This is a genomic window from Amycolatopsis sp. WAC 04182, assembly GCF_003947465.1.
In the GTDB taxonomy this organism is placed as follows: Bacteria; Actinomycetota; Actinomycetes; order Mycobacteriales; family Pseudonocardiaceae; genus Amycolatopsis.
Window position 1 is genome coordinate 98,864 of the sequence record NZ_QHJJ01000001.1, and the last position, 12,566, is coordinate 111,429.

At 67.0% G+C, this 12,566-nt stretch carries 5 protein-coding genes; 2 read left to right on the top strand and 3 right to left on the bottom strand.

Translation table 11 applies throughout. The features are described 5' to 3' along the window. Position 1: 1 nt before the first annotated feature. Positions 2 to 1,207, bottom strand: a complete 1,206-nt coding sequence (gene dxr, locus DMH01_RS00445) for a 1-deoxy-D-xylulose-5-phosphate reductoisomerase (RefSeq protein WP_125673145.1) — start codon at positions 1,205 to 1,207, stop codon at positions 2 to 4. 95 nt (positions 1,208 to 1,302) lie between these two features. Between dxr and DMH01_RS00450 the strand changes: the two genes are divergently transcribed. Further along, entirely contained in the window at positions 1,303 to 1,572 is a 270-nt protein-coding gene (locus DMH01_RS00450; protein ID WP_034311011.1) for a DUF2631 domain-containing protein, read from the top strand. A gap of 12 nt (positions 1,573 to 1,584) precedes the next feature. On the opposite strand, the gene DMH01_RS00455 is transcribed toward DMH01_RS00450, so the two are convergent. Then, on the bottom strand, positions 1,585 to 2,184 hold the full coding sequence (locus DMH01_RS00455) for a hypothetical protein (protein WP_125673146.1): 600 nt from the start codon (positions 2,182 to 2,184) through the stop codon (positions 1,585 to 1,587). A gap of 90 nt (positions 2,185 to 2,274) precedes the next feature. On the opposite strand from DMH01_RS00455, the gene DMH01_RS00460 reads away from it, so the two are divergent. Beyond that, entirely contained in the window at positions 2,275 to 2,952 is a 678-nt protein-coding gene (locus DMH01_RS00460; protein WP_125673147.1) for a peptidylprolyl isomerase, read from the top strand. Positions 2,953 to 3,301: 349 nt separating this feature from the next. Here the strand turns inward: DMH01_RS00460 and DMH01_RS00465 are convergent, their stop codons facing one another. Continuing rightward, positions 3,302 to 12,550, bottom strand: a complete 9,249-nt coding sequence (locus tag DMH01_RS00465) for a LamG-like jellyroll fold domain-containing protein (RefSeq protein ID WP_125673148.1) — start codon at positions 12,548 to 12,550, stop codon at positions 3,302 to 3,304. Positions 12,551 to 12,566 lie beyond the last annotated feature (16 nt).

The window sequence follows — 12,566 nt, forward strand, 5'->3', positions numbered from 1 at the left end:
GCTACTTCCCCTTACCGATCAGCGCACCGGCACGCGCGCGAGCCCAGCGCTCGGCAGCAAGTACGTCATCCACGTCGCGAGGTTCGCGACGCCATTCGTCGGCGGCTTCCACCACCTGGGCAATAGTGTCCACAATCGAGGTGAAGCCGGTGTTCTGTGCCAGGAAGGCGGCCACCAGTTCCTCGTTCGCCGCGTTGTACACCGCCGGAATGCAGCCCCCGACCGTCCCGGCGTGCCTCGCCAGCTCGACGGCGGGGAACGCTTCGTTGTCCAGCGGCTCGAAGGTCCAGCTCGCGGGCTTGTCCCAGACGCACGCGGCCGCGGCGCCGGGGACGCGGTCCGGCCAGTGCAGGGCCAGCGCGATCGGCAGCCGCATGTCAGGGGGGCTGGCCTGGGCGATCGTCGAGCCGTCGACGAAGGTCACCATCGAGTGGATGATCGACTGCGGGTGGACGACCACGTCGATGCGGTCGGTCTCGATGTCGAACAGGAGCTTCGCCTCGATCAGCTCCAGCCCCTTGTTGACCAAGGTGGACGAGTTGATCGTGATGAGCGGGCCCATCGACCAGGTCGGATGCGCCATCGCCTGTTCGACTGTGACGTCCGCCAATTCCTCGCGTTTGCGGCCGCGGAACGGCCCGCCCGAAGCGGTGAGCACGAGCCGGGCGACCTCGGACTCCCGACCGGCGCGCAGGGCCTGCGCGATCGCGGAGTGCTCGGAATCGACCGGGACCAGCTGGCCGGGTTTGGCCGCGGCCAGGACCAGAGGGCCGCCCGCGATCAGCGACTCCTTGTTGGCCAGCGCGAGCGTGGCGCCGGTGGCGAGCGCGCGCAGGGTCGGCGGGAGCCCCTGTGAGCCCGGAAGCGCGTTGAGCACGACGTCGACCGGGGTGGCGTCGATCATCTCGACGACCGCGTCGGCCCCGGCGAAGATGCGCGGGAGCTTGAAGTCGCCGCGGTTGTAGCCGCGCTTCTGCGCCTCGGCGTACAGCGCGAGCTGCAGGTCTTCCACGGCCGTCGGCCTGCTGATCGCCACGGCGTCGACCTGGTGCGCCAGGGCCTGCGCGGCCAGCGCGGCGGGGTCGGAGCCGCCCGCGGCGATCCCGGCGACCCGGAACAGCTCCGGGTTACGGGCCGCGACGTCGAGGGCCTGGGCGCCGACCGATCCGGTCGAACCGAGCACGAGCACACTTCGCGAGGTAGTCATCGGGGCTCATTGTCGCTTGGGGCCCGTCGGGCGCGTGCAGCCAGGTGTGGGATCATTCGCGGGCAAGCGAACCATCGGGTTTTGAGGAGTTGATCGTGGCGAGCAAGGCGGTCGAAAAGCGCGGCCGGGTGGGCGTCGACACCGTTGACCCCCGCGACGAGCCGTCGGCCGAGTGGGGCTGGCACGGTTCCTTCCCGAAGGCGACGCGGATCGCGGGCTGGCTGAGCGCGATCATCCTGCTGGTGATGCTGTACGGCAACCACCACGGCTGGACCGAGAACCTGTGGCTGATCGGCCTGTCCCTGCTGCTCGTGTTCGGCCTCGTGCTGGACATCCGCAAGCAGCGCACGGCCTGGCGCAAGTAGCTTCTGCACGGCTCATCGGCCCCCGTTCTCCTTCGAGGACGGGGGCCACTTGCCGTTCTGGGCCCACAGCTCGTTGACGATCTTGACCGCGTCGCCGGCCTCGATCCCGTAGCGATGCCGGTACTTGGCCGCCGGCCGCTGGACCGCCGCGGCGACGTCCCCGATGGCGACGTTGTTCCAGGAGTCGTTCGGGTAGAACTGCCGCATCACGGCGAGGAACCTGCCGGTCGCCCAGACCGGGTCGGTCCGCTGCTCGAAACTCCCCCAGCTCGCGCGCTGCTGGAAGAGCCCGACCGAGTCGCCGAGGCCGCCGTCGAGGTTGGCGATGCTCGACTCGACGATCACCGTGGCGATCGCGATGGCCGCCGCGCGATCGTTGAGCCCCTGTCTCTGGACGGTCTCGACGATCACTCTGGCGCACGAGGTGTTGTACGGGTTCATGTAGCCGCGCATCTTGGTGGCGAGCTGCTGGTTGAGGCTTTTGGCGGCGTCTCCGTCGTCGGTCGACGCGCCCGTCCGGACGCAGGGCAGGGCGGTGTGTTCGACCTGGTCCGGACGGATCTCGGTGGGTGGGAGCAAGAGCAGGAGAATCGCGAGGGTCGTCGTGAGCATGTGCGTGTTCTAACGGCCACAGCCACCCAGCGTGCGCGACCCGCGTGAACCGCTACCCGACGACCACCCTTTTGAGTTAGGTTCCCCCTCATGAAGCTGCGCTGGGGTGTCACCGCTGTCGTTTCCGCTCTCGCCGCCGTCCTGCTGCCCGGCGTGGCCACCGCCGCGCCCGCGTCTCCGGCGTCGTTGCCGATCGTGCGCTGCGAGTTCACGCCGACGCCCGAAAACCCGGCGGCCCGCCCGGTGCTGCGCCCGCTCCCCTTCGCGCTGACCCGCGGCACCGTCGACGTCACCTTCCGCTTCAACTACGGCCCGGTGACCGTCCGGCTGAACCGCGCCGGTGCCGCTCCGTGCGCCGTCCACAACCTGGCGAGCCTTGCGCTGCAGCGCTTCTACGACCACAGCCAGTGCTGGCGCCTGACGAACTCGTCGCGCCTCGGCGTCCTTCAGTGCGGCGACATCTACGAAGCCGAGAAGGGCGGTCCGGGCTACAAGTTCCCGGACGAGGTCGACGGCACCGAGACCTACGAACGCGGCACCATCGCCATGGGCAACCAGGGCCCCGGCACCAACGGCAGCGAATTCTTCGTCGTGCACTCGTTCGCGAACATCCCGAAGAACTACTCGGTGATGGGCAAGGTCGTGCGGGGTATGGAGGTGCTGGACCGGATCGTGGCGAACGGCATCATCCCGACCGATCCGAACGGCCCGCAGGACGGGTTGCCCGCGAAGCCGGTGAAGATCCAGAAGGCGACCGTCGGTTTCTGAATCTCAAGAGCTTGTGTGCATCGCGTGTCGCCTGCTTCGATGCACACAAGCTCAACCGCCACTGATCAACTTTCACACCGCACGAAGTCGGGAATAGCCTTCGATTCGGCCGGATCCTTTATCGAGTGAACCGGAACTCCTTCAGGAGCTCTGGCCCGAGAGACCTGGATTCCGTGCAAGCAAGCATTGCACCAGAAGTAGATCGTCGCATACCTGGTTTCGGGGTAGCCGAGATATCTGAACTCCAACTGATACTGGCCACAGCGAGGGCACGGATGCCTACCCATCTGACCGAGATTCTCGTCGATGATCGACGCCATCACCCGCATCCAGTCATGTCTGCGCGACATCAGAACCTCCCTCGGTTCTTATAGTAGACCCAGAACTGCTCTTCAGCAGCATACGCAGAGTTTTCCCAATCAGATCTGTCCGTATGTTCTCCATAAAGCCGGAACTGCATCACGTGGGTTCGTTCGTGTCCGATCGTTTTAATGAGATCCTCCATCGAGCGAAATGCGTCCGGAAAGAGCAAGATCTTCCCATCGGGAGAAGTGTGCCCGAATACATTTCTGCCCATGAGGTCTAAGCTGCGATCGATCTTGAAAGACACCCCACCGAGGTCGATACCACCCGCTTTCGCGGCCCGTATGACAGCCCGCTTCTGCATCGGGACCTCAAGCTCAGCGAACGGCCCTGTGTTCGCCGTTCGCCTTGACATCACCTCCGTTTCAGCTGACGTTTCGGAGTCCTCGCAGGCGAACGCCGTCCGTGAGGTACCACCGTTGAAGTCGTCCCGGACAACGCCACCGCCGCAGTTGTCCCAAGCCGACACCTGCGAAGGCAGGAGCGGCGACGGGATCGGCGCGTCGACGGTTTTGACCACCGGGTTCTTCGGGTCCAGGACCTCCTTGAGGAAGCCGTCGTAGATCGACACCAGATCCTGAACGTTGTCGAGGACTCCGGCGACCACGTTCGCCGCCACGTTCGGCGACGACGAGATCTGCGGCCCGCTCACAAAGGGGTTCTTCGCAGCGTCTGGGATCGGGTCGGCGACCCGCTCCGCCTTCCTCTTCTGGTTGATCCGCGCCAAGAGACCGGGCGGCGGGGGCGGAGGCGGGGGAGCGACCCACTTCGGGGGCCGAGGACCAGGGCCAGGACCTGGGCCAGGGCCCGGGCCAGGGGGGTTGCTTCCGCTCCTCCACGAAGGATTCCAAGCCCTGTCACTCCGGGTGTCCACCCAATAGCCAAGGCGGCCACTTCCGGCATAACAGTTCCGGAAGCCAAAGCCACAGTATGCCCGCCACGTCTCGCGAGGCGTGCTGGCACAACGATTGCCGGCCGCGTCCGCGAATTCACCGCAAGTTGGCCCAGCGGGCGGCACGTCCCATAAGAAGTTGTAGGCATTGCCGATCCATCCGCCGAGCCGGGACGCGAGCCGGCCCGCTCCCTTCCAGGGGTTGTAGGCCGGCGGCGCTGCTACCGGAGCCGGAGCCGGGGGCGCGGGAGCGACCACACGGTGACCGTCCGGGTCGATTCCATTGAGCGAACTGGCGTTCCCGTACGTATAGCGGTTCGCTCCCACCGAAGGAGTGACCGGCAGGGAAATGCTGTCCCGTGCGTTGAAGGTCCCCGAACCCGGTGAGTACCACCGCGCCCCCATGTCGACCGAACCGGTGCTCGGATCCGTGTAGTCCGACTGGAAACCCAGTGCGCTCGAGACACCGTTGGACGCGGTCTTCCCGCCGAACGGGTCGAAGGTCGCCGAGCCGGTCAGGACTCCCGCGGACGCGTCGAGCATGCCGACGACGTCCGAGTGCTGGTCGGTCAGCGTGAGCTGCGCAGTGCCGTCCGGCGAGCGCTGGGCCAGCACGCCGTCACCGGCCCCGCGGGCGAAGGCCGACGAGCCGTCCGAGACCAGGTCGAGGCTCAACCCGTCGTAGGACATCGCCGCACCGTTTCGCGACGAAGTGCGGTCGAGGCCGTCGTATTCGTAGCTGACACCGCCCTGTTTGACCGCACGGTCGAAGCCGTCGAATCCGGATTGGACGGTTCCGGCCGGACCGGTTCGCGAGACCAGAGTTCCCCGCGGGCTCCACGAGAAGCCTTCGGCGCCCTGGGTCAGCTGACGGTTCCGCTCGTCGAAAGTCGACGTCTGGTCTCCGGCCTTGATCCTGTTACCCGAGTCGTCCCAGCCGTAGCCGACGGTCGTTCCGCCGGCGCTCCACGACTTCAAGCGGCCGGCGTGGTCGTAGGCGTAGGTGTTCTCGGCGGCGCCCGCGACGCCGACCGTCTTCTTCGCTGTCAGCCGGTCGTTGAGGTCGTAGCCGTAGGTCAGCGACGCCACGGACTTGCCGTCCGCGCCCTTCAGCTCGTCCTTGGATTGACGGCCGAAATCGTCATAGCCGTACGTCCGCAGGCGCCCCGAGCCGTAGTCGAGGCTCGCCACCTTCCCCGCGTCGTCGTATCCGATCGTCTGCTTGACGCCGGTCAGGCCGTCCTGCTGGGTATCGAGCCGCCCCTTCGCGTAGGTGAAGACCGCGGTTCCGGCACCGTCGACCCGCTTGGCCAGCCGTCCGCTGTCGTCGTAGCCGTACGTCGACGTGCCGGCCGTCGGCCCGGTGCTGGTGAGCAGACCGCCACGATCGTTGTAGGTGAACGTCTTTTCCCCACCGGGCGTGTCGACGCCCAGCAACCTTCCTGCCAGGTCGAACCGCTGCTTGCGTTCCGTCGTCGCTTGTTCGGCACCCGTCGCGGTCTCGGACTTCAGCCTGCCGAGCGTGTCGAACACGGGTCGCCGGACGACGTCACCCGGTGCCCGGACCGAGGCCGGTCTGCCGCCCAGGTCGTAGGACGTCGTCCACGTGCGATCCGCCGCCGCGGGATGCGCCTGTGTCGCGGGCTCGATGACCGATTCCGGCAGTCCCAGCGAGTTGTACGTCTGGTAGGTCGCGTTACCCCGGCCATCCGTGATTCGCGTCCGGTTCCCGGCGGCGTCGTATCCGAAGCTCGTCGTGATGGTCGCCGATTCGGAGACCGGTTCCTGCTGCTTGACGAGCATGCCCCGGCTGTCGTATTCGAAACGGGTCGTGCGGCCGAGAGCGTCGGACACGGACACCTGGTTGCCGTCAGCGTCGTAAGCCGCCGCCGTCTTGCGCAGGATCCGCTCTTCCGGCGAAAGGCTGTAGACGCCCGTCGCACGGCCTACCTGGTCGTAACTCACGTACTCGGTGCGGCCGTGCCCGTCGGACTCCCGGACCTGTCGTCCCGCGAGGTCGTAGCCGTGTCGCGACACCACTCCGGCAGGGTCGGTCGCCTTGATCCGCTGACCGAGCACGTCGTACTCGTAAGCGGTGAGCTCTCCGGTCGGGGAAGTCACCGACCGGAGGTTGCCGGAGTCGTCGTACCGCAGCTTCGTGACGAAAGCGGCGGGGTCGGGGCGGCGTTCCAAACGCGTCGCCGTGACCTGACGGCCCAGGTCGTCGTAGGTCGCCTCGACCCGTGACAGTGTGGGGTCCGTCGCAGAAAGCATTTCCCCTTCGGTCGTGTAGCCGTACTTCCAGACGCCACCAGGGCGGTCGCCCGCCTCAGGATCCGGGTCGATCCGCTCCACCGGCCGGTTCAGCTGGTCATAGCGGTACCGGGTGACGGCGCCGAGAGGATCGGTCTGCGCCAGCAGATTGCCCGAGGCGTCGTACTGCCGTTTCGAGACCGCCTTGGCCGCGGAGGAGTCTCCCGGCTTGCGGTAATCCGCCGACGTCGCCTGGATCATCCGGCCGAGCCGGTCGTACGAATTCGTCACGACGTTGCCGTTCGGATCCCGGCTCTCGGTCACCTCGCCGAAGGTGTTGTAGCCCGAGGTGCTCTGCGGACGCGTCGTGGCGGCCGCAGAACCCGCGGTCTCCGCGGAAACCGGGGCGAGCGTGGTGACGGACAACCGCCCCACCTTGTCGTAGACCAGGTTGGTGGTGAACCTTGCCGCGTCCGCACCGGAGACATTCCCCCGCGGTGCCGTGACCGAGGTGACCGAGCCGCGTTGGTCGTAGGCGACGGTGGTGGTGAGCTTCTCGGTCAGGCTCTTCGTCACCGATGTGCTGGTCTGGCGGCCCGCCACGTCGTAGCGGAACTCGGTCGTCTCCTGGTTCCCCAGGTCCAGTCTCGTGCTGTTCGAACTCTGTCCGGTGTGGACGACCTTTTCGACGTCGCCGCCCGATCCGTAGGTCCAGGCGATCCGGTTGGCGAGGCCGGTCGGGTCGACCGTCTTGGCGACGCCTCTTCCCGCGGCGTCGTATTCGTACGTGGTGACCCGGCCGCCGGGCTCCACGAGCTTGGTCTTCTGCCCCGCGGCGTCGTAGCCGAACTCCTGCAGGGTGATGTCACGCTTGGGCGCGCTGGGGTTGAACGGATCGCTCACGTTGTGCGCGATCACCTTCCAGGGCTTCCCGTCGCCGAAGTACTGGTATCGGGTGGTGCGGCCCATCGAGTCGGTCTCGCGGACTCTCCGCCCGGCCAGGTCATAGCCGTAAGAGGCGAGAACCAAAGTCGGCGCAGAGGACGTGTCGCCCTCTCCGTCGGTGTCGCCGCCTTCGCCACCCGGGTCCGTCGCCTGGCCGTGCCAGGACCGCAACCGGACCTCGGCGAGCGCGTTGCGCGCCGTGTACCCGTACTCGTACTTGTTTCCAGCGGGGTCGACCATCCACATCTTGTTGCCGAAGTGGTCGTATCCGAAGTGGGTCGTCCCACCCTCAGGGTCGGTCACCTGGTTCTGCCTGCCGAAGGCGTCGTAGCCGAACGTCGTGACCCTGCTGGGATCCCCGCCGGTCAGGTCCTTGTTCTCAGTACGGATGACGCTGCCGTCTGCGTCATAGGCGGTCAGTGTCTGCGCGGTGTGCGTCACACCGGTGATCGGATTCGTCACCCCCGGCCCGGTCACGGAGACCGGCTTCGAGCGTGCGTCGTAGGCGTATGTGGTCGTCGATCCACTCGGATCCGCGTCGCTGACCACGGTTTCGGTCTTCTTGCGACCGAGGACGTCGTAGGTGTAGGACGTGCTCAGCCCCGCCGGGTCGACGACCTTCGCCAGATCGCCGTTGCGGAAGTACGAGTAGGCCGTCACTCCGCCGCGCGGATCCGTGGTCTTGAGCAGCGAGCCCGCGGGAACGTTGCCCCCGCCCACCGCCGCCTCTGACCCATTCGCGTATTCGTGCCGCGTGACCTCACCGGCGGCGTTGGTTTCGGTCGTCAGCAACCCACGAACACCCAGGTCCGTGTACGCGTAGTTCGTCGCGAAGGTCGCATCCGAGCTGCCCGCGGAACGCGCGTCCCTGGAGGTCAGAAGCTTGTCGTTGCGCGGGTCCGTGACGTCCGCCGAGTTCAGGTAGTAGCTGTAGTAGGCGGTCTGGCAGTCCCCAGGCGCCACCCGGCAGGTCTTCCTCGAGACGACGTTGCCACGCTCGTCGTTGGTGAGCACCAGGACGTTGCCGAGCTCGTCGCCGATGGTGGTCTGGAATCCCTTTTCGTCGTAGTCGTAGGTGCGAACCCCTTGACCGTTGACGGGTCCACCGACCCAGGTTCCGTCACCGCCTACCGGTCCACCGCAATACGAGGGGTCGCCCGGTGTCGGCGGCGCACTCGGATCACAGGGAACGGGGTCCGGCGGCAACGGCTTTCCGCCGGAATCCCGCTTGTCCTCCTGCCGGAGCCCCTGGCCCAGCGGGGCGACGTAGCGGAGGATGCGGCCGCGAACCGGGTCGTAGTCGTAGAAGTGCAACCGGTTCGCCGGATCCGCCACCTGAGTGGTCCGGATCAGGTTGGTCTCGGTCCCGGTGACGACAGGGCGGCCGAGGCGCCAGCGTCCGCCGTCCCGGTCGACGACCTCGGAGAGCCGGTCCGCCGCGGCGTCGTAGCTCAGCTGGGCGGCCACCCTGCCCGTGGGCAAAGTGATCTTGGAGAGGTAGCTCGCACCCGTACGCGCTTGGTAGTGGGCCGCGGCGGTCGTCGGCCCGACCGGGTACTCGTAGAAGGCGACTTCGTCGATCTGGCCGGAGAAAAAGCGGCGTGCGTCGGTGCCCCAGGCCGGCCAGGCGGACGGCGGAACCGTGTAGGCCGCGCCGATCTGGTTGTAGACGACGTCGTCATGCGAGATCTCGCCCTGGACCGAACCGGCCTTCTGCCCGTCGAGGTACAAGGTCTGAGTGGCGAGCGAGCCGGAGAGCACGACGTGATGCCAGCGGTCGTCGTTCACCGCCGTAGCCGAGGTGATCGGCGCGGCCGCGCCGTTCCAGAACTGCCCGCGCAACTTTCCGTCGGTGCCGACGTAAAGCACCGGCACGGCACCGGACGGCGTGCCGCTGATCGGCGCCTTCTGGTACCCGAAGAGCGGTCCACCCGTCGTGGTCTTGAACCACAGTTCGACCGCGAGATCACGGTTCTTGCGGACCATTCCGTCCGGCAACGTGACCACGGAGGACGTTCCGTTGAACGAAGCCGCCGTGTTCGCCCCATCGGTCAACGGACCCGGCTGCCCCAGGACGACGTCCTTGTAGGTCCCGTTGTCCTTGCCGAGCTTGAGCCCGTTCTCACTGGCCGCGGTGGTACCCGCGGACTCTCCCAACCGCCAGTACGACGACGGCCGCGAGTCCACGACGGAACTCCGGTAGTGGGAACCCGCCGTGTAGTCGTAACCGGTGCAGCCGCCGTCGGGATCGCAGACCTTGGTGAGGCGATCGCCGTCGTAGGTGTAGTTCCAGGTGAGCTGCTTCCCGTCGATCGGATCGGTGCTGACCGACGTGACGTGGCTTCCGGTCCAGCCGAAGTACAGGATCCGGTCGCTCGTGCGGCTGATCGCTCGCCGAAGTTGTTCGGGTGTCCCGTAATCGAGCTCGATGTGGTTGCCGGCGTGGTCGTAGATCTCGATGAGCCTGCCGTCCGGCCTGAACCGGTACAACGTCGCCGATTTGTCGGTCAGCACCCAGCCGCCGCCCGCGGCTTCGACCTCGATACGGAAGTTCGCCTGCCGCCCGGATGGCGGCGCGAACGTACCGTCGTGGTTCCGTCCGAACCTGACCTGTTGGCCATCCGGATAGGTGACGACCACGTTTCCGGAGCCGTCGCCGTCAGGGACGACCTTCATGTCGTACCGCGTCGACCACCCTGCCCCGAAGAGGAGATCCTTGCGGGGATCGAGGCTGTTGTAGGTCCGTCCGACGGTCAGCTCCGGCCCCTTCACCTGCAGGGCCGCGTCGATGGCGCTGGTGAAGTAGTTCCCGGTCTGCGGATCGAAGTCACGCTGTGCGCCGCTGTAGGGCGCGTTGGACAGATGCGAGGTGATCTCCGGCTGCGGCACCGCCGTCAGCAGGTGGCTCGGCGGGAGCTTCTGACTCTCGGAGTTCCCGTCGAAGGCGAAGGCCCGCCACTGATAGTCCTTGCTCCACCTCAGCCCACCGACCGGGACCGTCCAGGTCCGCTTCGTCACGTAGCCCGAGTCCACACAGGACACACCGGTGAGCGTGCCGTCGGGTTTCGGCACGTATTTTTCGCACACCTCGAAGCGGTACTTCAGGGCCGACGAGACCGGAGCGTCGACATCGACGGCGTCGACCCACAGCTGCGGTGTCAGGGTCTGCGAAGAGAAACCGTTGGGCGGGTATTGCGCCTTCACGATCGGCGGGACGTCGAAAACGGTCATCGCCAGCCGTGTCGGCGGGATCTGTTCGTCCGTGAACCAAGCGCCGCCACGGCGCAGCATGCTGAAGTCGAAGAAGTAGTCGCCCACATCGATCGCCTTGATGGTCGCGTCAAGGGTGACCGAATCGCCACGGGGGACGTCGCGAGGCAACGAAGCGGCTTCGATGGCGCCGACCGGCGCACCCGCCTTGGTGAACACGCGATATCCGAGCGCGAAGTTCGCGGCGGTCCAGGTATCCGCGCCGCGGTTGGTGACGGTGATCTTGACCTTGCCGCTCTGCACACGCGTCACCGGCGGCTCGGGCACCCCGCGATCGACCCGGTATTCGGCGTCGTATGCGGAATGGGTGACGAACAGGCGGGGCGGATTGGCGGTGCGGTTACCCGTGAACTTCTTCCATCCGAAGCGATCCGTCTCGGACGCGCGCACAGACAGGCCGTAGTTGGGCTGCGCGCCCGTGACCCACCGCTGCACCAGATCGCGCCCCGCGACGCCGAGCGGGATCAGCTCGGTCGCGGACGGACAGCTCGAAGCGTGTTGGTAGAGACCGATATACCCGTGTGCGAAAGACTCTTGCGCGAGAGCGGCGCCGTAGGCGGGGCCGGGGAAAGCGCTCGACGTGTTCCAGGGCGCGATGACGTCGTGCACGGTGACCGGCCTCGGCTGGCAGGACCACGACCAGCTGCTCTTGAGCGTCAGCTGCGCGCCGAGGATCTTGTGGTTGCGCAGACGGTTCTCAACGCCTCCGAACGACAGATAGCTGGCGGCCTTGGAGGAGCCATTGGTGCCGACCTTGAGCTCCGTCCCGCCATCGATCCGCGAACCGCTCTGGAAGACCGCGCCACCGTCCGACACCGTCGTGTCGACGCTGGGGTCGACCTCGACCGGGAACTTGCGCGCCGGATCCCGGAGCCAGGTGGCGTCGAGATCCACTCGCAGCACCGTCCGGCCATCGCGTTCCAGCAGCCGATAGGTGACGCCCTCGGATCTTGTCTGTTCGCCGGTCTCGGGGTCGGTCCGTGAATCGACCATGAAGCCGGCCGGAATCCGGGCCCTTTCCCGGCCCTCCGCATCGAGCAGCACGACGTCCCCGCCCGCCAGCGACGCTCGAAGCCCCTTGAGACGCAAAGGAAATTCCCAGCTCGTCGGCGCGTTCGCCGATTTGAGGACGAGGGTTTCCTTGACCCCGCCGGGAACGACGTCGAACCTGACGTCCGATTCGGGTCGCACCGATGGGTAGACGACGCGACTGCCGGACACGGCGCCCCCCTGGCGCGCGGCGTCCGAGAGGCCGAAACCGAACTGGTGTTCATCGTCGATGCGAACATCGACCAACCCGTCCGCCGACACCGCCGAAGCGAAGTTCAGCGCCACGCTGTCCCCGCCGTTGCGCCAGCCTTCGTTCCGTTCGCGCGGGACGAGCGCCGTGTCGATCGGCAGGTAGGTGCCGTCCGGCGCACGGTAGTTGATCGCCTCGTCACCGAACTCCGTGGTCAGCGTGCCGTCGGCGTTGGCGAACGTCCGATCCGTCGCCGTCCGCCGATCCGGCAGCTCCCTGCTGGTCTTCTCGTCGAAACCCCGGACCTGGGCGGTGACCGGTTCGACCTTGACCGCATTCTCCCGGACGTTCTCCGTACCGGCGGGGATCGGCGGGTACTTCGCCTGCAAGGACTTCGCTGCCGCGACATTGGCCGGACCGCCGGCCTCCGGCTCACCGGACGCCGCGTCCCCCTGCTCTTGGCGTGGCGACAACGCCATCGCCTGCTGGAGCAGCTCGGCGTCGGAAAGGCCGGACGCCCCGTACCGGGTGGCGGGCCCGAGCAATCCGGCCACGAGCGCGACGGTCAGGCCGAGCAGGCCGATCCTGCTCAGCAGACCGGTTCCCCGTGTGCTGTCCCGGTGCGAAAAAGACATGGATAGACCCGTCCTC

Coding starts and splice junctions, on each gene's coding strand:
- dxr (WP_125673145.1), bottom strand. CDS start 1,207: ATGACTACCTCGCGAAGTGTGCTCGTGCTCGGTTCGACCGGATCGGTC.
- DMH01_RS00455 (WP_125673146.1), bottom strand. CDS start 2,184: ATGCTCACGACGACCCTCGCGATTCTCCTGCTCTTGCTCCCACCCACC.
- DMH01_RS00460 (WP_125673147.1), top strand. CDS start 2,275: ATGAAGCTGCGCTGGGGTGTCACCGCTGTCGTTTCCGCTCTCGCCGCC.
- DMH01_RS00465 (WP_125673148.1), bottom strand. CDS start 12,550: ATGTCTTTTTCGCACCGGGACAGCACACGGGGAACCGGTCTGCTGAGC.